Source organism: Corynebacterium sp. SA-MJD20WY100 (assembly GCF_039822565.1).
Lineage (GTDB): Bacteria > Actinomycetota > Actinomycetes > Mycobacteriales > Mycobacteriaceae > Corynebacterium > Corynebacterium phoceense_A.
Genome location: NZ_JBCJKS010000009.1, coordinates 14,569 through 37,246, shown reverse-complemented (window position 1 = coordinate 37,246; position 22,678 = coordinate 14,569). Strand labels below are relative to the sequence as shown.

General features: G+C 65.9%; 22 protein-coding genes. 9 read left to right on the top strand and 13 right to left on the bottom strand.

Going from position 1 to position 22,678, the window contains the following annotated elements:
- Positions 1 to 67: 67 nt before the first annotated feature.
- Positions 68 to 1,375 carry a hypothetical protein gene (locus ABJ196_RS06535; protein ID WP_347305725.1) on the top strand — a complete coding sequence of 436 codons (1,308 nt, stop codon included), beginning with the start codon at positions 68 to 70 and terminating at the stop codon, positions 1,373 to 1,375.
- 76 nt (positions 1,376 to 1,451) lie between these two features.
- On the opposite strand, the gene ABJ196_RS06530 is transcribed toward ABJ196_RS06535, so the two are convergent.
- The 3 genes from ABJ196_RS06530 to ABJ196_RS06520 all read right to left on the bottom strand — a co-directional run bounded on the left by ABJ196_RS06530 (position 1,452) and on the right by ABJ196_RS06520 (position 4,435).
- A complete protein-coding gene (locus ABJ196_RS06530) occupies positions 1,452 to 2,363 on the bottom strand; it encodes a 4-(cytidine 5'-diphospho)-2-C-methyl-D-erythritol kinase (RefSeq protein WP_347305724.1) in 912 nt (303 codons plus the stop codon).
- A complete protein-coding gene (gene rsmA / locus ABJ196_RS06525) occupies positions 2,363 to 3,223 on the bottom strand; it encodes a 16S rRNA (adenine(1518)-N(6)/adenine(1519)-N(6))-dimethyltransferase RsmA (RefSeq protein ID WP_347305723.1) in 861 nt (286 codons plus the stop codon). The genes ABJ196_RS06530 and rsmA overlap by 1 nt, the downstream gene beginning before the upstream one ends.
- 63 nt (positions 3,224 to 3,286) lie before the next feature.
- A complete protein-coding gene (locus ABJ196_RS06520; protein WP_347305722.1) occupies positions 3,287 to 4,435 on the bottom strand; it encodes a transglycosylase family protein in 1,149 nt (382 codons plus the stop codon).
- Between the two features lie 369 nt (positions 4,436 to 4,804).
- On the opposite strand from ABJ196_RS06520, the gene ABJ196_RS06515 reads away from it, so the two are divergent.
- Entirely contained in the window at positions 4,805 to 5,518 is a 714-nt protein-coding gene (locus ABJ196_RS06515; protein WP_347305721.1) for a sulfite exporter TauE/SafE family protein, read from the top strand.
- On the opposite strand, the gene ABJ196_RS06510 is transcribed toward ABJ196_RS06515, so the two are convergent.
- Positions 5,508 to 6,335, bottom strand: coding sequence for a TatD family hydrolase (locus ABJ196_RS06510; protein ID WP_347305720.1), 828 nt, complete (start codon positions 6,333 to 6,335; stop codon positions 5,508 to 5,510). The two genes, ABJ196_RS06515 and ABJ196_RS06510, sit on opposite strands and share 11 nt — an antisense overlap.
- Positions 6,336 to 6,361: 26 nt before the next feature.
- Here ABJ196_RS06510 and ABJ196_RS06505 point away from each other — a divergent pair, with 26 nt between their 5' ends.
- Both ABJ196_RS06505 and ABJ196_RS06500 read left to right on the top strand, forming a co-directional pair.
- On the top strand, positions 6,362 to 6,850 hold the full coding sequence (locus ABJ196_RS06505; RefSeq protein WP_347305719.1) for an N-acetyltransferase family protein: 489 nt from the start codon (positions 6,362 to 6,364) through the stop codon (positions 6,848 to 6,850).
- 9 nt (positions 6,851 to 6,859) lie between these two features.
- Positions 6,860 to 7,360, top strand: a complete 501-nt coding sequence (locus ABJ196_RS06500) for an N-acetyltransferase family protein (RefSeq protein ID WP_347305718.1) — start codon at positions 6,860 to 6,862, stop codon at positions 7,358 to 7,360.
- Between the two features lie 82 nt (positions 7,361 to 7,442).
- Here the strand turns inward: ABJ196_RS06500 and metG are convergent, their stop codons facing one another.
- From metG to rsmI, 3 genes are all read right to left on the bottom strand, one after another.
- Complete coding sequence (gene metG / locus ABJ196_RS06495; RefSeq protein WP_347305717.1) at positions 7,443 to 9,290, bottom strand: methionine--tRNA ligase; 1,848 nt, start codon at positions 9,288 to 9,290, stop codon at positions 7,443 to 7,445.
- A gap of 120 nt (positions 9,291 to 9,410) precedes the next feature.
- Complete coding sequence (locus ABJ196_RS06490) at positions 9,411 to 11,099, bottom strand: BCCT family transporter (protein ID WP_347305775.1); 1,689 nt, start codon at positions 11,097 to 11,099, stop codon at positions 9,411 to 9,413.
- 475 nt (positions 11,100 to 11,574) lie between these two features.
- Positions 11,575 to 12,441: a 16S rRNA (cytidine(1402)-2'-O)-methyltransferase gene (rsmI, locus tag ABJ196_RS06485; RefSeq protein ID WP_347305716.1), complete on the bottom strand. Its 867-nt coding sequence runs from the start codon at positions 12,439 to 12,441 to the stop codon at positions 11,575 to 11,577.
- A gap of 124 nt (positions 12,442 to 12,565) precedes the next feature.
- Between rsmI and ABJ196_RS06480 the strand changes: the two genes are divergently transcribed.
- Entirely contained in the window at positions 12,566 to 14,101 is a 1,536-nt protein-coding gene (locus tag ABJ196_RS06480; protein ID WP_347305774.1) for a phospholipid carrier-dependent glycosyltransferase, read from the top strand.
- Between the two features lie 57 nt (positions 14,102 to 14,158).
- On the opposite strand, the gene ABJ196_RS06475 is transcribed toward ABJ196_RS06480, so the two are convergent.
- Both ABJ196_RS06475 and ABJ196_RS06470 read right to left on the bottom strand, forming a co-directional pair.
- Complete coding sequence (locus ABJ196_RS06475) at positions 14,159 to 14,851, bottom strand: zf-HC2 domain-containing protein (protein WP_347305715.1); 693 nt, start codon at positions 14,849 to 14,851, stop codon at positions 14,159 to 14,161.
- A complete protein-coding gene (locus ABJ196_RS06470) occupies positions 14,838 to 15,251 on the bottom strand; it encodes a DoxX family protein (RefSeq protein WP_347305714.1) in 414 nt (137 codons plus the stop codon). Before ABJ196_RS06470 ends, ABJ196_RS06475 begins: the two co-directional genes overlap by 14 nt.
- Before the next feature lie 43 nt (positions 15,252 to 15,294).
- Here ABJ196_RS06470 and ABJ196_RS06465 point away from each other — a divergent pair, with 43 nt between their 5' ends.
- Together ABJ196_RS06465 and ABJ196_RS06460 are read left to right on the top strand one after the other, a co-directional pair.
- Entirely contained in the window at positions 15,295 to 15,771 is a 477-nt protein-coding gene (locus tag ABJ196_RS06465; RefSeq protein WP_347305713.1) for a methylated-DNA--[protein]-cysteine S-methyltransferase, read from the top strand.
- Between the two features lie 252 nt (positions 15,772 to 16,023).
- Positions 16,024 to 16,614: a DNA-3-methyladenine glycosylase I gene (locus ABJ196_RS06460; protein ID WP_257045571.1), complete on the top strand. Its 591-nt coding sequence runs from the start codon at positions 16,024 to 16,026 to the stop codon at positions 16,612 to 16,614.
- 77 nt (positions 16,615 to 16,691) lie between these two features.
- On the opposite strand, the gene glpR is transcribed toward ABJ196_RS06460, so the two are convergent.
- The 4 genes from glpR to ABJ196_RS06440 all read right to left on the bottom strand — a co-directional run bounded on the left by glpR (position 16,692) and on the right by ABJ196_RS06440 (position 21,124).
- Positions 16,692 to 18,005, bottom strand: a complete 1,314-nt coding sequence (gene glpR, locus ABJ196_RS06455; RefSeq protein ID WP_347305712.1) for a gephyrin-like molybdotransferase receptor GlpR — start codon at positions 18,003 to 18,005, stop codon at positions 16,692 to 16,694.
- Between the two features lie 164 nt (positions 18,006 to 18,169).
- Complete coding sequence (locus ABJ196_RS06450) at positions 18,170 to 18,853, bottom strand: GNAT family protein (protein WP_347305711.1); 684 nt, start codon at positions 18,851 to 18,853, stop codon at positions 18,170 to 18,172.
- Positions 18,854 to 20,170, bottom strand: a complete 1,317-nt coding sequence (gene glp, locus ABJ196_RS06445; RefSeq protein ID WP_347305710.1) for a gephyrin-like molybdotransferase Glp — start codon at positions 20,168 to 20,170, stop codon at positions 18,854 to 18,856.
- Positions 20,171 to 20,197: 27 nt separating this feature from the next.
- A complete protein-coding gene (locus ABJ196_RS06440) occupies positions 20,198 to 21,124 on the bottom strand; it encodes a UTP--glucose-1-phosphate uridylyltransferase (RefSeq protein WP_347305709.1) in 927 nt (308 codons plus the stop codon).
- Between the two features lie 58 nt (positions 21,125 to 21,182).
- On the opposite strand from ABJ196_RS06440, the gene ABJ196_RS06435 reads away from it, so the two are divergent.
- Positions 21,183 to 21,761: a 5-formyltetrahydrofolate cyclo-ligase gene (locus ABJ196_RS06435; protein WP_347305708.1), complete on the top strand. Its 579-nt coding sequence runs from the start codon at positions 21,183 to 21,185 to the stop codon at positions 21,759 to 21,761.
- A 53-nt stretch (positions 21,762 to 21,814) separates the two neighbouring features.
- Complete coding sequence (locus ABJ196_RS06430; protein ID WP_347305707.1) at positions 21,815 to 22,540, top strand: SAF domain-containing protein; 726 nt, start codon at positions 21,815 to 21,817, stop codon at positions 22,538 to 22,540.
- The last annotated feature ends 138 nt before the right edge of the window (positions 22,541 to 22,678 follow it).

Sequence of the window (22,678 nt, the reverse complement as noted above, 5' to 3'; positions counted from 1 at the left end):
CCCGCACAGTGTTTTCAGCACATTTTCATATTGCACATGAATTTCAGGAGCAATAGTCTTACGAACCATGAAGAAATCTCTGTTGACTCCCCTTGCAGCTTTGGGCGCTACGGCGCTCATCCTCACGGGCTGCTCTAACCCTAACTCTTCCGATTCCGCTGACTCGACCGCAGCCGCGGGCTCCGAAACCGCCGAGCACAATCACGACCACGAGGGCCACGACCACTCGCACGACGGCATGGAAGCCGAGGAAGGCCAGCTCGAGGTCGCGCAGCTGCCCAACCGCGTCGTCATCTCCTACGACGGCGGCCTGAAGACCTACGACCCGAAGACCGGCGAAGTCATCGGCGAAGACAAGGTGCCGGGCTTCCTGCGCCTGTCCAACGCTGGCGACGGCCGCTACGCCATGGTCACCCAGGGCGACAAGTTCCTCTCGTACGATTCCGGCCTCATCAAGAAGCCGCACGGCGACCACAACCACTACTACACCGCGGACCCGAAGCTCACGAACGTCGACATCGAGGCACCGCACGCCGGCCACGTTGTCCACCACGACGGTTTCACCGCACTATTTTCCGACGGCGACGGCGTCGCCAAGGTCTACAAGACCTCCGAGGTCGGCACCGGCGGCGAGCCGGTCGCGACCTTCGAGTCCGGCGCGGCCCACCACGGCGTCGCGGTTCCGCTCGAGGACGGCTCCATCGTCATGACGAAGGGCACCGAGGACGAGCGCCACACCATCCAGCACCTGGACAAGGACGGCACGGTGCTCACCGAGACCACCGAGTGCCCGGGCGTTCACGGAGAGGCCGCCGCTGGCAACGGCAAGCTCTTCTTCGGCTGCGAGGACGGCCCCGTTGTCTTCGACGGCAAGGCGTTCCACAAGATCGACGTGTCCTCCTACGCGGGCAAGGACGGCTACCAGCGCTCCGGCAACTCCGCCGGTTCTGAGGAGTCCCCCATCATCTTGGCCGACAACAAAACGGAGAAGGACGCCGAGTTCGAGCGTCCGGAGTCGATCTCCCTCATCAACACCGACGACTACTCCGCTAAGAAGGTCGACCTCGGTTCCTCCTACTGGTTCCGCTCCCTGGCTCGCGGCCCGCTCGGCGAGGCACTCGTGCTGACCTACGACGGCAAGCTCAACATCATCGACCCGGAGACCGGCGAGGTGACGAAGAAAATCGACGCCATCTCCGAGTGGAAGGAAAAGGAAGAGTGGCAGCTTCCTGGACCGATCCTCAAGCCTGAGGACGGCTACGCGTTTATCACCGACGCCAACAAGGACGAGCTGGTTGTCATCGACCTCTACAAGGGCGAGGTTGTCGACCGCCACGAGCTCGACATCACCCCGACCGAGATGGCGGTACTCTAAACAGTCCCCCGTCCTGCGGCCCGCGCTCAGTGCGCGGGCCGTTCGGCGTATTCGGGACGGCATCGACACCGCGGGATTAGTCGAGGAGCTCGGCGCCGGGCGCGGGCGCGTGGCCGATGTGGCCGCGGGTGCCCGGGTTGTCCGCGGTGACCTCGGCGATGACGTGCTGTGCTTGGGCGTCATCCTCGCAGAGGAACGCGCACGTGGGGCCGGAGCCGGAGACGATGCCGGCGAGGGCGCCGGCGTTCTCGCCGGATTCGAGGATCTTCCGTAGGTCAGGGCGCAGGGAGAGAGCGGCGGGTTGGAGGTCGTTAGCGAGCGTGCGGGCGAGCTGCTGCGGATCGCCGCTGATGAGGGCCTGGCCCACGGCGGTGGTATCCATGCGCGGTTCGCCGACGCGGTTCTTCGCGCGCAGCTCGTCCATTTTGTCGAAGACGACGGGCGTGGACAGGCCCTCGCGGTTGGTGATGATCGCCCAGGTGTAGCTTCCGCGCGCCATCATGGGTACGAGTTCCTCGCCGCGGCCGGTGCCGAGTGCCGTGCCGCCCATGAGCGTGAAGGGGACGTCGGAGCCGAGCTGGGCGGCGAGTTTCATAAGCTCGTCGTCGCTGAGCCCCGCGGCGAAGGCGGCGTTGGCAAGGCGGAGGGCTGCGGCGGCATCGGCAGACCCGCCTGCCATTCCGCCCGCGGCGGGGATGCCCTTGCGCACGTGCAGCGCGACGGGCGGGTGACGGCGCGCGACGAGTTCGACGGCGCGCCACACCAAGTTGGAGGAGTCCGTGGGCACGCCTGCGGCGTAGGGGCCGTCCACCGTGATGGTAATCGGCGCGGCGGTGGGGTCGTCGAGCAGCTCGAGAGTGAGGTCGTCGTGGATGTCGAGCGACTGGAAGACCGTGGAGAGCTCGTGGTAGCCGTCGCCGCGGACCTGGGCGACGCCGAGGTGGAGGTTGACCTTGGAATGCGCGCGGGCGCGGAAAATCTGGCCCATTATGCGACACCTGCCAGGCGCACGAAGTCGGCGACGCCAAGTTTCTCGCCGCGCAGCTTGGGATCGATGCCCGCGGCGACGAGGGCTTCCTCGGCGGCGGCGCCGGAGCCGTAGTGGCCGGAGAGTGCGGCGCGGAGGGTCTTGCGGCGTTGCGCGAAGGCGGCATCGACAAGCGGGAAGACGGCCGCGCGGGAGGCGTCGGTGATGGGCCAGGGGGCATCGGCAAAGCAATCGATGCGCACGAGGCCGGACTCGATATTGGGCGCGGGCCAGAAGACGTTCTTGCCAATCGTGCCAGCTTGGTGGACGGGGCCGTAGAAGGCGGCCTTGACGGAGGGCACGCCGTAGACCTTGGAGCCGGGCTGGGCGGCGAGGCGCTCGGCGACCTCGAGCTGGACCATGACAAGGACGCGGCGGATGGAGGGGAACGTCTCGAGGAAATGCAGCAAGACGGGCACCGACACGTTGTACGGCAGGTTAGCGACGAGCGCGGTGGGCTCGCCCACATCTGAAGCGGTGACGCGGAGGGCGTCTTTTTCGACGAGCTTCAGGTTGCCGGCGAGCTCAGGGGCGCGCTCGGCGACGGTGTGCGGAAGCTGCGCGGCGAGGCGCGGATCGATTTCGACGGCGGTGACATCGTCGGCGGCCTCGAGGAGGCCGAGGGTGAGCGAGCCTAGGCCGGGGCCGACCTCGACGACGCGGTCGCTGCGGTCGAGGTCCGCGGCGGCGACGATGCGCCGGATGGTGTTCGGGTCGTGGAGGAAGTTCTGCCCAAGCTTCTTGGTGGGAGTCACGTCGAGACGCGCCGCGAGCTCACGGATTTCCACGGGGCCGAGCAGGGCCGCTTTCGCTTCAGTCATGTCTTCTAGGGTAGCCGCAAGAATGCGCAAAGCCCGCACCGAGGTGCGGGCTTGCGGGAAGTTTTAGCCGATGCCGAGCTTGGCGGTGCAGGCAGGCCATGCGCCCCAGCCTTGTGCTGCCTGAACCTTCTGGGCGACAGCAATCTGCTGTTCGCGAGAAGCCTGCCAGGCCTGGGCAGCGTACTCGCCGCCACCGAAGGCCTGCCACGTGGAATCCGTGAACTGGAGGCCGCCGGAGAAGCCGTTTCCGGTGTTGATGGACCAGTTGCCCGTGGACTCGCACTGCGCGATGGTGTCCCACACGGAGCCGTCGGCCACGGCCGGGGCGGCTGCGGGTTCCTTGGTGCCGCGCGCGATAGTAGCCGGAGAGGCCGGGCGGGTCTCCTTGGAGTTGATAATCTCGTTGGACTCCTTAGCGCCGTTGACCATGATGAGGCGGCGGGTTACGGTGCGCTCGCCCGGGGTACCCTCGACGCGGACCTCTTCGGTGCCCTGCTCGAGCTCCGGGTCGTCGACGTAGGTCGGCTCGGCGTCGAAGGACTCGGTTGCGTCGTAATCCGTCGTGGAGACTTGGTCGACCTTGATGGTCATGCCCTCGGTGACGGGGGTGTCCATGGACGGGGTAACGCGGTCGTCCTCGTCGACGTCGATGCCGCGGGCCTCGATGACGTCGCGCACGGTCTTCGCGGCGATGGAGGTGTAGGTGACCTTGCCGCCGTCGTTGACCTGGATGATCTTCGGGGAGACAACCTCGAGCTTCATGCCGTCGGTGACGGTGGCGTCGCCGTCCATATCCACGCCAGCGGCCTTAACGGCTGCGCCCGGCGCGATATCACCCATGTCGCCCAGGAGGTCCTGGACGGTCAGCGCGGTGGAAGAGAGCTGCTTTTCCACACCGTCGACGGTCACGGCGACGGGCTTGGAGGTGCGGACTGTGATGGTCTCGCCAGAGGTGAGGACGTCATCCGGGTTGGCGGAGACGAAGTCATCTGCGCCGACCTGCACGCCGGCGGCCTCGAGGGCTCCCTTGACGTCGGTGGAGAAAGTCGCGAGCTGCATGGTCTCACCGTTGACGTCCACGGTGATGTCCTTGTGCGCGGTGGCTGCGACGACGCCGCCGACGGCGAGGGTGCCCAGCACGCCGCCGGTGGCCAGACGCAGCGGCATGGAGCGAGTGTTGTTAATACGCTTGATCTGATTCGAGGTAGACATGTATCTCTCTTCGTCTCTTTTATTGTGAGCAGCGAGCCACATCTTGGCCCTGCCGCGGCCTGGGAGTCGAACGGCACCGCGGGGACGCGGCGCGCACAACGAATGACGCTCAGGCGAACGATGAATAACAATACGGTAACAGCACGGAGCAGTCGATATGGATTTCGCCACACCGGAAACGCGCAGCTCGCCTGTCACACGCACCACAGGCAGATCGGTTGACCTGCACGAATACGCATGTGAGTCCGATCACTTTCCAGGGCTGCGGGACGTGCGCACGAGAGCTTGGGCCACGGAAAGGTCACAGCGCGGCGGAGTTTAGAGTGGACGGGTCGCCGTTTCAGGACAGAATGAAGGGAGCCGCGGGGCATGACCGTCTACATCGCGTTGGGAGTCCTCATCTTCGTCGGCACCCTCTGCCAGGGCACGATCGGCTTTGGGTTGGGAACGATTGCCACGCCGATCATCGCGATGGTCGCCCCGGAGCTCGTCCCCGCTGTCATCCTCGTGCTCGCGCTGTGTATCGCGTCGGTGACAGCGTGGCAGCACCGCGCAGCCATCGCGTGGCGCATCGTGGCGCTCTCGAGCGCGGCGCGCGTGCCCGGCTCACTGCTGGGCGCGTGGGCTGTAGCGGCGCTTTCCCACCGCGGGCTGGGCATCGTCATTGGTTGCGCCGTGCTGCTGGCCATGACGCTCTCCGGTTTGGGCTGGACGCCCAAGCACAACACGCCCAACACTCTGGCCGCGGGCGTGGCCTCCGGATTCCTCGGCACCTCGACGTCCATCGGTGGTCCGCCCATGGCGCTCATCCTCAAAGACTTTGACCCGGCGCGCGTGCGCGGCACGCTCTCGGGCACGTTCGTCATCGGCTGCATCATCTCGCTTGTCACGCTGGGCACCGCGGGACAGATTTCGCAGCTGCAGCTCACCACGGCGCTGGCCTACCTCCCGGTGGCTTTCGTGGGGCTCTTCGTCGCGCGGCACCTCAACCGGTTTATCGACACGGCGATGCTCAACCGAATCGTCCTCGTCGTCGCCGTGACGGCCGCGATCGCGCTCATCGCGCAGTCGATTATTGGTTAAGGAACACCGCGTCGAACGTCGCGTTGAGTTCCTCGGCAAGCTGGTCCACAGACACGCCGCGCACGTCGGCGACGCACTGCCACGTGTGGCCGATAAGCGACGGCTCGTTACGCTGGCCGCGAAAAGGCTCCGGCGTCATGTAGGGCGCGTCGGTTTCCATGAGCAGCTGGCCCGCCGGTGCCAGGGCAGCGGCGGCACGCAGTTCCTCGTTGCGCTTAAACGTCACGTTGCCCGCAAAGGACAGCACATACCCGCGGTCGAGCGCCTCGCGCGCCACAGACAGCGGCGAGGAGAAACAGTGGAGCATCACGTGGGGCGAAGAAGGGCAGTCGTCGAGGATACGCATCACATCGGCGTCGGCCTCGCGGTTGTGGATCATAAGCGTCTTTCCCGCGTCCGCCGCCAGCTGCGCGTGCCAGCGCAGCGCCTCCTCCTGGACCTCCAACGAAGCGGTCTTCTCCGGCTCGTGCTCAATCCAATACTTATCGAGTCCGGTCTCCCCCACGGCCACGCACTTCGGGTCGGCGACCAAAGCGGCGAGTTCGCAGCGGGCGGCATCGGAAAGCTCCGCGGCGCGCACGGGGTGGACGGCGCAGGCGGCCCAGACGTTATCGAAGGACTGGGCTGTGGCGAGAGCCGCGCGGGACTCGGCGAGGTCATCGCCCACCGTGACCATGCGCGCAACACCCGCGGAAGCGGCGCGGGCGACGAGGTCCGCGTCGGCATCCTGATGCGAGTAGAGATGCGTATGCGCGTCGAAGAGACCGGTGAGGCCAGGGACGGAAACGGGCGTGGGGCGGGGCTTCTTCTTAGACATGGTCCCCCAGCGTAGTCTTAACCACCATGCAGATTCGTGTTGCCACCCGCGCCGACGTCCCGGCGATGACAGACATCCTCAACTGGGCCATCGCAGAGACAGACGCCATCTTCCGCGCGTTTCCGGCAAGCGTAGCGGAGCGCGAGGAATTCTTCGACCACGTCGCGGCCACGGGCACGCAGCTCGTCGCCGAGGAGGACGGTAAGGTCCTCGGCTTCGCGTACTACAAGCCTTTCGGCGACCCGGCCATCTGGATTGGGTCCCATGAGGACACCATCTACGTCTCCCCCGCCGCGCACGGACGCGGGGTGGGCACGGCGCTCCTCGGGGCTCTTATCGAGGCCGCCCGCGCCGACGAGCGCGTGCATACCTTGGTGGCACGGATTACCGCCAACAACGCAACCTCGGTAGCCTTACATGAGAAGTTCGGTTTCGTCCTCACCGGCACCCTGCGCGAAGTCACCCGCAAGTTCGAAGCCTGGCTTGACCTCCACACCCTCCAGCTCATCCTCTAAGGAGTCCCCATGCTCATCCGCCCAGCCCAGCTTGCCGATGCCCCCTCCCTCTCCGCCATCTACAACTGGGCGTCCGCACAGCCGGCGCTCAATCTCGTGACGTGGCAGGAATCCGTCGAGGACCGCGAGAACTGGTTGAAGGACCTCGAGGCGCAGGGCTACCCCGTCTTCGTCGCCGAGGAGGACGGCGAGGTCCTCGGCTGGGCGGCGTACTTCCAGTTCGTCACGCCTGCCATCTACTACGGCACGGCGGAGGACTCCATCTACATCGCGCCGGAGGCCCAGGGCAAGGGCGTGGGTTCTGCGCTCATGGAGGCTCTCATAGAGCACGCTGAGGGTAATGACTACGTGCGCACGATGATTACCTACATCGTGGACGAGAACTACGGGTCCATCGCGCTGCACATGAAGTTCGGCTTCGAGGAGACCGGGCGCATGCCCAATATCCACACCAAGGGCGACAAACGGCTGGGGCTGGTGCACCTGCAGCGCGACTTCGACCGTTCCTAATGCTTCCGGCGCGCAGAAGTAGACCAGAAGAAGGGCACCAGCCGAGAACAATCTCGACTGGTGCCCTTCGCCTAGTTCACTTTTAGTCCTGCTTCTGGACCGGCGCCCACTCCGGGCCGGTCTCGCCCAGCTCCGGGTCAAGCTTCGCGATGAGCGGCTTCGGCTTCTCCAGCACGGTGCCCGGCTTAACGTCAACGCGCTTCCACACGGCCTGCTGCGCCGTGTAGTCGCCCGTGATGACAGGGTACGGGTGGCCCTCCGGCGGCAGGCCCACACCCACCAGCTCGACGGGTTGATCGTCGGTGACTTCGCGGACCTCCGGCGCGGCGGCCCAGACGCCGGTGCGACCGAGGGTCTCGTGGACCTTCTGCGCGGTAAACGGCAGGAACGGGGTGAGCATGACGTTGCAGTCGGAGACGACCTGGAGCGCGGTCCACAGGACGGTGGCCAGGCGCTCGCGCTGGGTCTCATCCTTGGCGAGCTTCCACGGCTCCATCTCTGCGATATACGCGTTGGCCTCGCCGACGACGTGCATGATGGCGGTCATGGCTTGCTTGAATCGCGAATGGCTCAGTGCCTCGCCAGCGGTGGCAAAAGTGTCCTCGGCGAGCTTCAGGACCTTCTCGTCCGCGGGCTCGAGCGCCGCGGGGACGGGGACCTCGCCGAAGTTCTTGTGCGCCATCGAGACGGTGCGGTTGACAAGATTGCCCCAACCGTTGGCGAGCTCGTTGTTGATGCGGCGGACGAATTCGTCCCACGTGAAGTCCGTGTCGTTGTTCTCCGGGCCGGCGACCGCAATGAAGTAGCGCAGCGGATCCGGGCCGAACTCCTTGAGGAAGTCCTTGACGTAGATGACCACGCCCTTGGACGAGGAGAACTTGGAGCCAGACATGGTGAGGTACTCAGACGAGACGACCTCGGTGGGCAGATCCAGCTCGCCGAATACGCCCGACTCGCCGCCCTTGGAGCCCTTGCCGGCGTAGCCGAGGAGCTCGGCTGGCCAGATCTGGGAGTGGAAGGTGATGTTGTCCTTGCCCATGAAGTAGTAATGGCGGGCGTTCGGGTTCTGCCAGAAGTCCTTCCACGCGTCCGGGTTGCCGGTGCGGTAGGCCCACTCAATAGAGGCTGAGAGGTAGCCCACGACGGCGTCGAACCACACGTAGAGCTTCTTCGCGTTGTTGTCCTGCCAGCCCTCGACCGGGATCGGGATGCCCCAGTCGATGTCGCGCGTCATCGTGCGCGGGCGCATGTCGCCGAGCAGGTTGAGGGAGAACTTGAGGACGTTCGGGCGCCAGTCCTCGCGGGTCTTCAGCCATGCCTCGAGCGCGTCCTTGACGGCGGGCAGGTCGAGCAGGAAGTGCTCGGTCTCAATGAACTGTGGCGTCTCGCCGTTGATCTTGGAGACCGGGTTGATAAGGTCGACGGGATCGAGCTGGTTGCCGCAGTTATCGCACTGGTCGCCGCGGGCGTCCGTAGCGCCACAGATGGGGCACGTACCCTCGATGTAGCGGTCCGGCAGGGTGCGGCCAGTAGACGGCGAGATGGCGCCCTGCGTCGTTTCCTTGAGCATGTAGCCGTTGTTGTACAGGCCCTTGAACAGCTCCTGAACCACGGAGTAGTGGTTACGCGTCGCCGTGCGCGTAAAGAGATCGTAGGACAGGCCCAGACCGGCAAGGTCCTCGACGATCTGCCGGTTGTAGCGGTCCGCGAGGTCGCGCACGTGCACGCCTTCCTTGTCCGCCTGGACGAGAAGCGGGGTGCCGTGTTCGTCGGTTCCGGAGACCATGAGCACGTTCGCGCCGCGCATTCGCTGGTAGCGCGCGAAGACGTCCGAGGGGACGCCGAAGCCAGCAACGTGGCCGATATGGCGCGGGCCGTTGGCGTACGGCCAGGCGACGTTGACTACAACATGGTCTTTAGGTTCAGTCATGCCCACTACTCTATCGCGCCGGCTGCAGGTATTTCGCGTCGCGTCCGAAAAACGCGTCGACCCCGCTCGCCGCGGCCAGGTGGGGCGGGAGAACGGGGTCGTGCGAGGAGCCTTAAGAAGCTACTTCTTCTTGCGGCCCAGGTGCAGCAGCTCGTTGCGGCGGGCCTTGAGGGCCTCGGCGCGCTGGTACTCGCGGTGGAGACGGCGCTCGCGGGCGAGCTTGCGCTGGAAGGCCTGCGACTCGCGGTACTCGAGGTAGATGACGTCAGTGCTCAAGTCACGGTAGATGGCGAACATGAGGCCGATGACGACGAGCAGGAATGGCGAGGCAACGACGATGGTGATCGACTGCAGGTTGGACAGGGAGTCCGGGTTCGACAGCAGCAGCGTGAGACCCACTGCGGCGGTGAGCGCACCCCAGGCGGCAGACAGCCACGGCTTGGCGTCCGTCGCGCCGTTCTGCGACATGGAACCCATAACGGTCGAGGCAGAGTCGGCCGAGGTGATGAAGAACGTCGCGAGCAGGATCACGGCGACGATACCGGCGATGAAGCCGCCCGGCATGGTGTGGAGCAGGTTGAACAGCTCGACCTCGGAGGACTCGCCGGAGATCGAGTTGCCCTGCTGCTCGAGGTGGATGGCGGTGCCGCCGAAGATGGCGAACCACACCACAGACATGCCGGTGGGGACGAGCAGCACGCCGGTGCAGAATTCGCGGACGGAGCGGCCGCGGGAGACGCGCGCCAGGAACATGCCCACGAACGGCGACCAGGAGACCCACCAGGACCAGTAGAAGATGGTCCACGAGGACAGCCACTCGGCGGCCTCGCCGTTATTGGACTCGGCGGTGCGGCCGATCATCTCGGTGAAATACTGGAGGTAGTTGCCCACGGAGCCCGGGATGAGGTTGAGGATGGACACCGTCGGGCCCAGGATGAACACGAAGATGGCGAGCAGCGCGGCGAGTGCCATATTGGCGTTGGAGACGTACTGGATGCCCTTGCCCACGCCGGACATAGCCGAGAGCAGGAAGGCGAGGGTGAGGACGAGGACGATGCCGATGACGACGGAGTTCGTCGGGTTATCAATGAGGCCAGAGGCCTGCAGGCCGGCACGAATCTGGATGGCGCCGAGACCCAGCGAGGCGGCGGTACCGAAGACCGTCGCGAAGATGGACAGGATATCGATGACGCGACCGAGCCAGCCGTCGGCCCTCTTCTGGCCGATGAGCGGCACGAAGGCCTGACTGATGAGCTGCTTGCGACCCATGCGGAAGGTCGAGTAGGCGACGGCGAGACCGACGATGGCATAGACGGCCCACGGGTGCAGGGTCCAGTGGAACAGCGCGTGCGCCATGGACGAGCCAACCTCGCTCGGGTTATGGCCGGGCACGCCGTTCTTGTAGTAATTGAGCGGCTCGGACGCGCCGTAGAACATCAGACCAATGCCCATACCGGCGGCGAACATCATGGCAATCCACGAGGGCGTGGAGAATTCTGGCTCTTCGTCGATCGCGCCGAGTTTAATGGAGCCAAACTTCGAAAATGCGATGCAGACGACGAAGATGACAAACACGGTGCCAAAGAGGACGAAGGCCCAGCCGAAGTCGCCCACGACGAAGTTGAGGCCATTCGACGCGAAATTGCCAAAGCTGTCCGGGGCGAGCAGACCCCAGAGCACCACGGCAGCGACGAGCACGCCCGCAATGCCGACGATGCCCCAATCGATGGGCGTATTCTTCGCCTCCGAGGCAAGCTCGCGGGGCTGCTCTGGCACCTGATTCGGGTCAAAGTCAGACTCGACGAGCATATTCTGCAGCTGGCTCGTCGCCGACTGCGCCTCCAGCTTGTCGTCGACCGTTTCGTAGGCCTGGGACTCCTCGCGCAGCGTTTGCGCGTCTTCCGCTGCGAGAGGACCTTGGTAGATTGCATCGTTCGGCGTGTCAGCCGCGCTAGCGCCCGTCGCATCAGACGCGCGAGATGCGGCGGAACTAGCCCCCTGGTTCATTTCGTTCTCTCGATTAGTCATAGGAACCAGGGTGTGCCAAATTCACACACACTTCAAATAAAAACCACAGCCATGACCTGCGATAATCGCATTTCCCAGGAAAATTACAGGGGTTTGTACCATGAATTTAAGGCGGAGTTCTCGGCGCAACCTGCACTTATAGAAGAGGGCGAAAAATATCTATAACGATTGGGCAACAATCTATAAAACTGTGAGCTAGATTATGGATTTCGCTTCTATCGTGTCGCGCGCGAGGTGGCTCGTGGCCGCCGCGGGCCTAGCCTTCGCGGCTGGCGAGGTAGGCATCATAGAGCTCGCGGTTGCTCACCGCGGTGCCCGCCGCGGCCTGCTTGCACGCGTCCTTGGCGCGCACCCCGTCGGCGACGAGCTCGGTAACGCGTGCGACGAGGTCGTCCAGGCTCACCTCTTCGGGCCCTCCCCCATCGAGCACGACAGTAATTTCGCCGCGCGCATGGTCGACGGCCCACGCGGCGAGCTCGCCCAGCGTGCCGCGCTTGACCTCCTCGTATGTCTTGGTGAGCTCGCGACACACGGCGGCGCGACGCTCGGGTCCGAGGATGAAGGCGGCATCGGCAAGCGTGTCGGCGAGGCGGTGCGGGGACTCGAAGAAGACGACGGCGCGCGGCTCCGTGCGCAGGGACTCGAGCCAGGCCCGGCGCGCGCCCTGCTTGCGCGGGGCAAAGGCGTCGAAAATGAAATGCCCGACGCCGAGACCGGACAGGGCGAGGGCCGTAGGCGCGGCTGAGGGGCCAGGCAGGCAGGTCACCGGAACGCCGGCCTCCGCTGCAGCGGCGACGATGGAATGGCCGGGATCGGAGACGAGCGGCATACCGGCGTCCGTGACGACGAGGACGGTGCCGCGGCGGGCGGCATCGATAAGCTCCGCGGCACGCTCGGCCTCGTTGTGGTCGAAGTTGGAGACGACCTGGCCGGTAATCTCCACGCCGAGCGCCGCGGCGAGATTGCGCGTGCGGCGCGTGTCCTCCGCCGCGATGACGTCTGCCTGGGCAAGCGCCTGCATAAGCCGCGCGGACGCGTCCCCGATATTGCCCAACGGAGTGGCGGCAAGGACAACCCCGCGGGGCAGCGGTTCAAGGTTCGGGAAAGTGAAATTCGCGCTCATATCTCCCCAGCCTATAGCCCCGCCTTAGGCGTGTGTCCCCTAGACTCTTAGGACTGTGAGTACCGCTGCCCTTTCGAAGTCTTCCTCGCGCACCCGCCGCCCGCGTCTCTACGGCGCGCATGCAGTGCGCGATATCCCTGCGCCCCGGCGTTATCCGTGGACGCGGGCGGACACGTACTCGACGCTCATCGTGGCGTTCCTGGCGCTCGTCACCCGTTTCGCAGGGCTCACCGCGCCGGTCTCCGGCGGCACCCCGGTCTTTGACGAGAAGCACTACGTCCCGCAGGCCTATGACATGGTGCGCAGCTGGGACAACCTGTTCATCGGCGGTATCGAGTCGAACCCGGCCTACGGCTTGGTGGTCCACCCGCCGCTGGCCAAGCAGATCACGGCGCTCGCAGAGATGGTCTTTGGCTACACGCCGCTGGGCTGGCGACTCATGGCAGCGCTCTTCGGCGTGGGCGTCGTGCTACTGACCATGCAGCTGGCCCGTGAGCTCTCCGGTTCGTGGAAGGTCGCGACCTTCGCAGGTCTCATCGCGGTTTTTGACGGCGTCCTGCTCGTCACCGCGAAGTTCGGCATGCTCGATATTTTCCAGGTCTTCTTCGTCGTCCTCGCCGCCTACTTACTCGCGCGCGACCACGAACAGATGCGCGTGCGCCTCCACACCGCCTGGGCCACCGGCGGCATGGGCGACTCGGACTTCGGCCCGCGCTTTGGTTTCCGTTGGTGGCGCTTTGCCGCGGGCGTCGCGCTCGGCCTGGCCCTGTCCGTAAAGTGGTCTGGCCTCTACTTCATCATGTTCTTCGGCCTGCTCAGCGTGTTTACGGACCTCGCGCTGCGCCGCCGCTACGGCGTACGCCGCTACGTGGTGGGCACGCTCCTGCGTGATACTCCCGCGGCGCTCGCCTCCCTCGTGCTCGTGCCGGTGCTCGTCTACGTGTGGTCCTGGCGCTCGTGGTTCGCCTCGGAGACCTCCGTCTACCGCCACGCCAAGGTGGACGGCACCATCCCGGATGACTCCTTCCTCCAACATTTCCCAGAGCCCGTCGCCGGATGGTTCTACTACCACCAGTCCGTCCTCGAGTTCCACGCCTCGCTGACCTCGTCCTCCGGCCACTCCCACCCGTGGGATTCCAAGCCGTGGGCATGGCTCGTTGCTGCACGCCCCATCCTCTACTACTCCAATACGGATACCACGTGCCTGGGCGGCCAAGACTGCAAGCAGATGCTCTTCCTCTTCGGCACGCCGATTATCTGGTGGCTCACCATCCCCGTCCTGCTCTGGGGCCTGTGGTCACTCGTGATCCGCCGCGACCGCCGCTTCCTGCTGCCGCTCGTCGGCTTCGCCGCGGCCTTCCTGCCGTGGCTCGCCGCCTTCGACCGCCAGATGTACTTCTTCTACGCCGCGACGTTTATCCCCTTCGTCATCGTCCTCCTGGCGCTCACGCTGGGCCAGATAGCCGGCACCGGCAAACCCGTGAAGAACGGCTTCTTCCGCGCTCTTGGCGGCGGCACGCTGCGCTGGGGCACCGCGGGCGTCCTCATCTACCTGTGCGCCGTGGTCGCTTTCTTCGCCGTCTTCAGCCCCCTGCTCTATGGCTTCGCTATCCCGAACTGGTATTACAATTCGATCATGTGGCTGCCCAGCTGGCAGTAAGCCCTCAACGACTACGGCCCGCGCCCACCATCCGGAAAAACGCGGGCCACAGTCGTTTTACGCCGGCTCTGCCGCCGCCTGCTTCCATAGCGCACGCAGCATATAGCCGCGGTCAGCCAGCCACGTGGTCACCAACGCGGCAATCGCCCCGGCCAGTGAGAGCAGCGCGTAGACCTGGCTGGAATCCAGTGTGCCCAGCGCCACGTCGCGCACCACAAAACCGAGCAGGAACATGAACATCGTGCCTATGATGGGCAGCACGCCCGGCGCGGACGCGGGGCGCCACACGCAGTAGAATAAGCCCATGCCCAGGCCAAAGCGCAGGGCGGCGGCCTCGATGAGCAGGCGCGCCTTATCCGGGTCGGCTCCTGGATCGAGCGTGCTGCCATCCGTCCATTGCGCCACGCCGGAGGAGCTTCCCACCACGGCGATGGCCCACGCGACGAAGATGACGCCCATGAGCGCCATGAGCACGCGGCCTACTGCCAGGCCCGTCTGCCGCGCGGCGGAGACGGCACGCCACTCCGGTTCCACGCCAGCGAGGATAACCTCCGAAAGATCCTGCGGCGGCGACATGCCGTCCGACACCGACTCGCCTAAGAATCCTGCGAGCGTCGAGACCTTCTCCGCGTAGGCGGCGCACTCGGGGCAGCCCGCGAGGTGGGCGTCAATGACGTCATCCTCCAGCGCGTAGGCCTCGCCGTCCAGGCGCGCGGAGATCGCCGCCTGCACGTCCTCATGCTTCAACACGGCTCAACACTCCATCCAGGCTGGCGCGGCCCGCGCCAAAGACGACAATCATCAGCAATGACCCTACCAACACCAGTGGGTACTCAAAGCCACCGTCTGTGGCAAAGAGCCCCTGGCTCAGATGCACGAAGTAGCCCGCAAGCGCCATGACGATAGCAAGCACCCCCGCCGCAGCCGTGGTGAGCAGCCCGACCACGAGCAGCGCGCCACACACCATCTCGATAATCGCCGTGAGCCACGCCGACAGGGTGGGCTGAATAATCCCCCACTGTCCAAAGTGCGCGGCCGTTGCGTCCATGCCGGTAAAGAACATCTTGTCCACACCGTGCGCGACAAAGATGATGCCCAGTAGGGCACGAAAGACAAGGAGTGTGGCATCACGTACGGCGGGTTTATCCATGGTGATTAGACTACCTGTAACCCCCGCCGCGAAAGGAGTGCCCATGACGCAGATGTTCTGGATGCAACTCGACACCCCGATTGGCCCGCTCACGCTCATCGCGAACGAGGAGCACCTGCTCCATATCCGCTTCGACGATTATCTGCCGGAAGGCGCCATGGGCTGCCGCACGCCGCTGCTTGAGGAGGCCGTCCGTCAGCTCGAGGAATACTTCGCAGGCACCCGCCAGGACTTCGATTTACCGCTCGCGCCCGCTCGCGCGGGCTTCCACGCCAACTGCCAGGCGCACCTTTCCGCTATCCCCTATGGCGAGCGCCGCACCTACGCCCAGCTTGCCGATGCCGCCGGCAACGCCCGCGCCTCCCGTGCCGCCGGCACGGCCTGCCGCACCAACCCGTACCCCATCGTCGTGCCCTGCCATCGTGTGGTGCGCTCCGACGGCCAACTCGGCCGCTACCTCGGGGGCGACGCTGCCAAGCGCTGGCTCCTCGAACACGAGTCCGCCCACGCCGCGCGCTGACCCGACACCGCTCAGGGAACCTTGTGGCGTCACACGCAGTCCAATAGGAACATGAACGATTACATGACTCACAACAACGACCACCCCGACTTCGACCCCGCTTACGACCCCGCTGACGACACAGCCTTCGACGCCGACGCCGACGCTCGCCGTCCGCACCTCCACCCCGTGCCCGATTGTCCCGCCGCCCCGTTCCCCGATGCCCCTGAGTCCGACTACCCCACCGCAGCCTCGGAGCCGCCGGTCTCGCTCATCGTGGGCACCGACGGCCTGGCCCGCCCCGTCTGGGCCGCGACGGATCCTGTCCTCATGGAGTACTACGACACGGAATGGGGTATGCCCGTCTACGACGAGCGCGGACTCTTCGAACGGCTCGTCCTCGAGGGCTTCCAGTCCGGGCTGTCGTGGGCCACGGTCCTCCACAAGCGTCCCGCCTTCCGCGAAGCTTTTGCGGACTTCGTCCCCGACGCCGTCGCCGCCTTCGACGAGAACGACGTCGAGCGTCTCATGAATAATGCCGCCATCATCCGCAACCGCCGCAAGATCGAGGCCGCGATCACCAACGCCCGTGCCACCGTTGCGCTGCGCGAAGAAGGCGGGCTCCCGGACCTCCTGTGGTCCTTCCGCCCAGACGAGACTCCCGCTCCCCGCACCGCGGATGAGGTACCGTCCACGTCCACCGAATCACGCGCCATGGCTCGCGCACTGAAGAAGGCCGGCTTCACCTTCGTCGGGCCCACGACGTGCTTCGCGCTTATGGAGGCCGTGGGCATGGTCGACACGCACCTGCTCGGCTCACACCGCCGCGGCACCTCCGGACTCTGGAACGTGCCGGAGTTCTAGTCTCTGGCGGGCTACCCGTTCCTTGCAAAAATCCCCTCTGCGAAGCGTTCGCAGAGGGGATTCTTGCAAGGAACGGGTTAACCGGCGCGGCGTGCGGAGAGCTCGTCGCGCAGCTCGCGGCGGTTGACCACGTGGGCGCCGCCCAAGTCATCGTCACCGGGTCCACGCAGATCGTAGACCGGCAGGAAGTCGAAGTCGGGGCTCTCGTCATCGGCCTCGAGGACCACCGCGCCCGGGCGACGCAGCTTACGCGGGATGGCGAGCTCCTCGTCCTGAGCCGTGCGCACGCCCAAGCGCGCGCGACGTAGGGCCTTGACGCGGCGGCGGCGCAGCTCGGTCTCCGCGCGTGTCTGGTTGCGCAGTGCCACGAGGTACGCGACGGTCGCGATGCCCAGGATGGCGGCGATCCACCAGGTCCAGCCGCCGACCACGATGCCAAGCGCCACCGCGGCGACGTCGAGCACCGCAAACAGCACCAGCACGCGCTGGCGGCGCTGATAGCGCGTCACACGCGCCGCAGAATCCGCGACCGGATCCCAGCCGCCGCGGCCCAGGCGACGCTGCGCGAACTCGAGCTCATCGCTCGACAGGTCAGTGTCCGACTCCTCGCGCACTTCGCCATCGGTCTCCGCCGTGGTATCTGCGGTCTCAGAGTCGGTGTCAGCCTGGGCTTCCTCGGCACCTTCTGCGCCTGCGTCGGCGCTGTCACCCTCGACAGGCTCTGCCTCAGACTCAACCTCGGCTTCAACGGCGGGCGCGGGATCAACGGCGCCCGGGTACAGCAGGTCCACCGGCGAGGTATAGGAGTCGTCGTAGGCGTAGGCGTCCTCAGCGGCCTCGGGTGCCGGGGCCGTGAAGACCTCGACCTCGTCGGCGACGACGTCGAGCTCGGGCGCGTTCTTCGCGTCGGCCATGGACTCTTCAAAGACCGGCTCGTCGACGAGCGCATCATCTTCGGCGTCGTCGGAAGCGACGTCAGCGTCACGCTCGGTGCCGCGACGGAACCGAGCACCCGCAGCGGCCTTCGCAGTGGCGGCCGCGCGCTTGATGGTCATGCGGGAGCCGTCTTCGCTGGCGTGCGCGTCATCATGGGAGCGTGCCTCGTCCGGGTTGCCTTCGCTGAAGTCAACGGGTGCGTCGTCGTGTGCGACGGCGTCATCCGCGTACTCGTTGACCGCATCGAGCTCATCAGCGGAGACGTGGACGTCGCGGGGGCTCAGGCGCGGGCGGCGCGAGCCGAGGACCTCGCCGGAGTCGCCGTTGAAGAGCACGCGCGTGTCGTCAAAGGCCTCGCCGGTGTGCTTGACGGGACGCTGCGAGCGCAGCAGCCACGGCGCAAGCAGAAATAGCCACACCACGATGATGAGGACGATGATGGCACCGGTGGACATGGAGCACCTTCCCTAGACGGACAGTTGGCGAAAAGTTTAGTGCTACATACACGCTTATGCGGGGAGCGCAGCGCCGACACGCCGAGGTCGTGAAGCTTGTGACTCGTGTGCCGATCGGGTGTCCCCGCGTCGCGCCCTGTCGCGCCGCGGTCACCCGTGGCGCACTAGAGGATCCGGCCCGCCGCACGCAGCCGTGCCGCGGCCGTCGAGTCGTAGTCATCGATGTTGATGGCCACGAGGTGATGGTCGCGCCACTCGCCGTCGATGTGGAGGTTGCGGCGCAGGTAGCCCTCGTCGCGGAAGCCGCAGTGGTGAAGCACCGCGCCCGAGGCGGGGTTGCCCGGCATATACGTCGCCGTGACGCGGTGGAGGCCCACCCGATCAAAGGCATGGTCGACCCCTAGAGCGCACGCGGCCGTGGCCACGCCGGCACCCTGGAACGCGGAGAAGACCCAGTAGCCAATCCAGCATTCGCGGATGGCGCCGTGTTGGATATTGCCCAGTGTCACCTGGCCTGCAAAGTCGCCCCCCACGGTGATAGCAAGCGGGACGATGCTTCCCTCCCGGGCCGAGGACCGCAGGAAGGACAGGTGATTGTGCCACGCCGCGCGCGTGTGCGCGGCCTCCCAGCCTGCTGGCGCGGTGGGTTCGACGGGGCGCAGATAGCCCTCGTCGAGCACACGCATCTGGCGCCAGTCCTCGCCATCGCGGCTGAGCACGGGGCGCAGCTGCACGAGCTCGCCGCCGGGAATGCGCACGGCAGGCGTCGCCTCCGGCCAGCCGGGGTGGTACGAATCTGTGGGGCCAGTCGCCGGTGTATCGAAGCGACGGCCAAAGAAATTCCACATCTAGTTGCGCTGCGTAATGAACAGGACGTCGACCACATCGCCCGGGCGAATATCCGTGGCGTCTTCTGGCACGCGGATGATCGCGTTGGCTTGGGACAGGCCCGCGAGCAGGTGCGCGGGAGCGCCCGCAGCACCTCCCAGGCCTTCCACGAGGTAGTCTGCTGTCTGGGCGTCGCGCATGAGCCGCGCACGGATGTAGCCGCGGCGGCCGGGACGCGACTCGATGTGGTTGAGCGCGCGCGCACGCACGACGCGGCGCGCACCGATGCGCTTGCCCAGGCTCAAGCGAATGAGCGGGCGCACGAAGACCTCAAAGATGACGAGCGCGGAGACCGTATTGGACGGCACGAGGAACGTCGGCACACGGGACTCGCCCAGCACGCCAAAGCCCTGGACCGAGCCCGGATGCATGGCCACGCGCGTCGTATCAATATCGCCGAGCTGGTCAAGGACCTTACGAATTTCGTCGGCGCCGGCGCCGCCCACGGCGCCGGAGATGACCACGATTTCCGAACGCGCAACGTGCGTCTCAATGGTTTCGCGAATACGGCGCGGCTCGCCCTCCACGAGGCCCACGCGGTGCACATCCGCGCCGGCCTCCTTCGCCGCCGCCGCGAGCGCATAGGAATTGACGTCGTAGACCTGGCCCAAGCCGGTCTCTTTGTCGATATCGACGAGTTCCTTGCCATAAGAAATGATCGTCACGCGCGGGCGCGGGTAGACGAGCACCTTACTGCGGCCCACGGCCGCGAGCAGCCCGATGTGCGCCGGAGTGAGCACCGTGCCGGAGCTCACCGCGACATCGCCGGGCTGAATATCGTCGCCCACGCCGCGCACGAAGTCGCCGGAGCGCACGGGACGCAACGCTGTGACGCGCTTGCGCCCGCGGTCGGTCCATTCCAGCGGAAGGACGGCATCGGCAAGCGTGGGCAACGGCGCGCCGGTATAGACGCGCACGGCCTGCTTCGGCTGGAGGCGCAACGGCTGGCGCGAGCCCGCGGGGACCTCGCCCACGACAGGCAGGGAGCGCTCCACCGAGCTTGCCGATGCCGCCTCCTGCGCCGCCGCGCCCTCCTCCCCCTCAGCCTCTGCCACGGGAGCAGGACGGCGTGCGGCCAGGCCCTTTTCGCCGCCGATGTCGACGGCGCGCACCGCGTACCCGTCGATGGCCGCCTGCGGGAAGCCCGGCAACGGCTCATTGGCTTGGACCTCCTCTGCACTCATGAGGCCTAAAGCATTCGCAATCGCGATACGCACGGGTTCCGGGGTAACCGCCACCTGTGTGATGAGCTCTAGCTGTTCCTCAACTGAACGCATGGATGATCCATCTCCTATCAAAGGGTGTTACTCAGCAGCATGCTCGGCTTCATAAGAAGCCAAGATAGCCTTGAGTGATTTATACAGCGCCGGGCCATATTTGTCCGAACGCAGACCAAAATCGACACATGCCGGGATGTAGCCGCCCGGGTTACCGAGATCGTGGCGCGTGCCGTGGTGGATGACCACGTGGACGGGCTCGCCGGCTTCAATGAGCAGTTCGATAGCGTCGGTAAGCTGCAGCTCGCCGCCCTTGCCCGGGGTGATCTTGCGCAGGGCATCAAAGATCTTACGGTCAAGCAGGTAGCGGCCGGTGGCCACGAGGTTGGACGGGGCATCCTTGGGCTCTGGCTTTTCCACCATGCCCACGACCTTCTTCACGTTGTCGTTATCCGTGTCCTCGACGTCGAAGACGCCGTAGTTGAACGTCTCTTCGGGCGAGACCTCGACGGCGCACAGCACGGAACCGCCCAGCTCGCGGCGCACGCGCGCCATGTCCTCGAGCACCGTCGCCGGCATGACGATGTCATCAGGGAGCATGACGGCGAAGCAATCCTCGTCGTCGTCGAGAACGGACTCGGCCAGGCCCACAGCGTGGCCCAAGCCCAACGGCTTATCCTGCGGGATGGAGACCGGCTTGATGATCTCCGCGGCGCGCTCGACCTTAGCGGCCTGCTCATCCTTACCGCGGGACTGCAGCGTCTCGACGAGTTCAGGGAACTCATCGAAGTGACGCATGACCTCCTGCTTATTGGGAGCGGTGATGATCGCCAAGCGGGCTGCGCCCAAAGACGCGGCCTCCTCTGCGATGAGTTCGATACCCGGGGTATCGACCACGGGGAGAAGTTCTTTGGGCACCGTTTTGGTAGCGGGAAGGAAGCGGGTGCCCATGCCAGCGGCAGGGACGACGACCGTTTTCACACCCAGCGGAGCCTCGTCACATGTAGTAGCCATAACGGCCAGCCTACCTGGTACACCCTTTTATCTTGTGAACCGACTACTGTTTTACGGTGTGATTGACGCAAAATATGAGTCGAAGAAGCGCCTGCGCACCGAGCTCACCGCAGCACGCCGCGCGTTCGCCGCTACCCCCTCATTTACCGCGGCGAATGACGCCATCGCCGCCGAGGCAGCACGTCGCGCGGCGGACCTGCGCGTCGCGGCCTACGCTCCGCTGAGCTCAGAACCTGGTGGCGCGGCGTTTGCCGAGTCTCTCTACGTCAGCGCGGCCGAGGTATGGCTGCCCATCTCCGGCGACGACGGCCAGCTCCTCTGGGCGCGCTACGAAGGCGCCGAGTCGCTCGCCCCGGGCGCGCTGGGGATTGGCGAGCCCACGGGCCCGCGCCGCGATTCGAGCCTGCTGGCCGAGTTGGACCTTATCTTCGTGCCGGCACTCGCGGTCTCCCCCGCCGGGGTGCGCATGGGCAAGGGCGCGGGCTACTACGACCGCGCGCTCGCGGGCGTGGACACGGACACCCTCGTCCTCGTCTTCGACGGCGAGGTACGCGAGGACGTCCCCGCCGACCCGCACGATGCCGTGATGAACGCGGTACTTACGCAGTCGGGCGTACGCGCGCTGCCGCTTTCCTAGAACTCTTCCGCCGCGGCGGGAACCTTTGGGCGGCGCGCGCAGTCTAATGGGGCATGAAGCTTTCCATTCGACTCGCGCATGCGCGCCAGCAGTTGTCCACGCCGGGGCGCGGGCGCACGCTCATCCTGCGCCGCGGGCTCGCGGGGGCGCTCGTGCTCGCGGCGGGGCTCAGCGCAGCCGCCGGTGTGCGCGAGCACCCGCAGGTCTACGTTTTTGCCCGCAACGTCCCGGCGGGCTCGGTGGTAGGCGACGGCGACGTCGAACTGCGCCGCGTGCCCAAGGAAGTGATTCCCGCCGCAGCACTGGGGCCGGAGGACACGCCGGCGGGCTCCGTGCTCGTCGCCGCGGGCAGCGTTGGTGAGGTCCTCACGCCCGCCCGATTGCTGGGCGTGAGTGACACCACACAAAGCTTTTCGGCCCCAGGATTGCACATGGTGCCTCTCAAACTGGCCGAGCCCGACATCGCAGCGTTGCTCCACCACGGCGACACCGTAAGCATCGTGACGGCGGCCGCCGCGCCACCCAGTGCTGGGGTCGCCGGTGCTGGTCCGGACGGCGAAATTCCTGTGACTAATGCGACTCCAGAGACGAGCGCAGCGACGCTCGTCGCTGCAGGTGGCAGGGTCGTGGCGACGGCGCTGCCCGAGGGTGGCAAGGGGCAGGCGCGCCCCGGAACGATTCTCGTGGCGCTGCCCGCCGCGGAGGCTGACCGAGTCGCCGCGGCGAGCCTCAGCGGCCCCCTTACAGTCGTCATCACCGGGCCCCGCGCAACGGGATGATCTCAAATCCTGAAAAATTTTTGCAGAAAATCACGTCGGGAACGGCGGTGCACAGGTGACATACAGGGAGGATAAATAGCATTGCTGCCGTGCTTAACCTACACTTCTACCAAGTTAAGAAAACTATGCTCCGGTAAT

Excerpts from the sequence above, each read along its gene's own strand:
- ABJ196_RS06535 (WP_347305725.1), top strand. The coding sequence starts at position 68 with ATGAAGAAATCTCTGTTGACTCCCCTTGCAGCTTTGGGCGCTACGGCG.
- ABJ196_RS06530 (WP_347305724.1), bottom strand. The coding sequence starts at position 2,363 with ATGGGCCAGATTTTCCGCGCCCGCGCGCATTCCAAGGTCAACCTCCAC.
- rsmA (WP_347305723.1), bottom strand. The coding sequence starts at position 3,223 with ATGACTGAAGCGAAAGCGGCCCTGCTCGGCCCCGTGGAAATCCGTGAG.
- ABJ196_RS06520 (WP_347305722.1), bottom strand. The coding sequence starts at position 4,435 with ATGTCTACCTCGAATCAGATCAAGCGTATTAACAACACTCGCTCCATG.
- ABJ196_RS06515 (WP_347305721.1), top strand. The coding sequence starts at position 4,805 with ATGACCGTCTACATCGCGTTGGGAGTCCTCATCTTCGTCGGCACCCTC.
- ABJ196_RS06510 (WP_347305720.1), bottom strand. The coding sequence starts at position 6,335 with ATGTCTAAGAAGAAGCCCCGCCCCACGCCCGTTTCCGTCCCTGGCCTC.
- ABJ196_RS06505 (WP_347305719.1), top strand. The coding sequence starts at position 6,362 with ATGCAGATTCGTGTTGCCACCCGCGCCGACGTCCCGGCGATGACAGAC.
- ABJ196_RS06500 (WP_347305718.1), top strand. The coding sequence starts at position 6,860 with ATGCTCATCCGCCCAGCCCAGCTTGCCGATGCCCCCTCCCTCTCCGCC.
- metG (WP_347305717.1), bottom strand. The coding sequence starts at position 9,290 with ATGACTGAACCTAAAGACCATGTTGTAGTCAACGTCGCCTGGCCGTAC.
- ABJ196_RS06490 (WP_347305775.1), bottom strand. The coding sequence starts at position 11,099 with ATGCTCGTCGAGTCTGACTTTGACCCGAATCAGGTGCCAGAGCAGCCC.
- rsmI (WP_347305716.1), bottom strand. The coding sequence starts at position 12,441 with ATGAGCGCGAATTTCACTTTCCCGAACCTTGAACCGCTGCCCCGCGGG.
- ABJ196_RS06470 (WP_347305714.1), bottom strand. The coding sequence starts at position 15,251 with ATGGATAAACCCGCCGTACGTGATGCCACACTCCTTGTCTTTCGTGCC.
- ABJ196_RS06465 (WP_347305713.1), top strand. The coding sequence starts at position 15,295 with ATGACGCAGATGTTCTGGATGCAACTCGACACCCCGATTGGCCCGCTC.
- glpR (WP_347305712.1), bottom strand. The coding sequence starts at position 18,005 with ATGTCCACCGGTGCCATCATCGTCCTCATCATCGTGGTGTGGCTATTT.
- ABJ196_RS06450 (WP_347305711.1), bottom strand. The coding sequence starts at position 18,853 with ATGTGGAATTTCTTTGGCCGTCGCTTCGATACACCGGCGACTGGCCCC.
- glp (WP_347305710.1), bottom strand. The coding sequence starts at position 20,170 with ATGCGTTCAGTTGAGGAACAGCTAGAGCTCATCACACAGGTGGCGGTT.
- ABJ196_RS06440 (WP_347305709.1), bottom strand. The coding sequence starts at position 21,124 with ATGGCTACTACATGTGACGAGGCTCCGCTGGGTGTGAAAACGGTCGTC.
- ABJ196_RS06430 (WP_347305707.1), top strand. The coding sequence starts at position 21,815 with ATGAAGCTTTCCATTCGACTCGCGCATGCGCGCCAGCAGTTGTCCACG.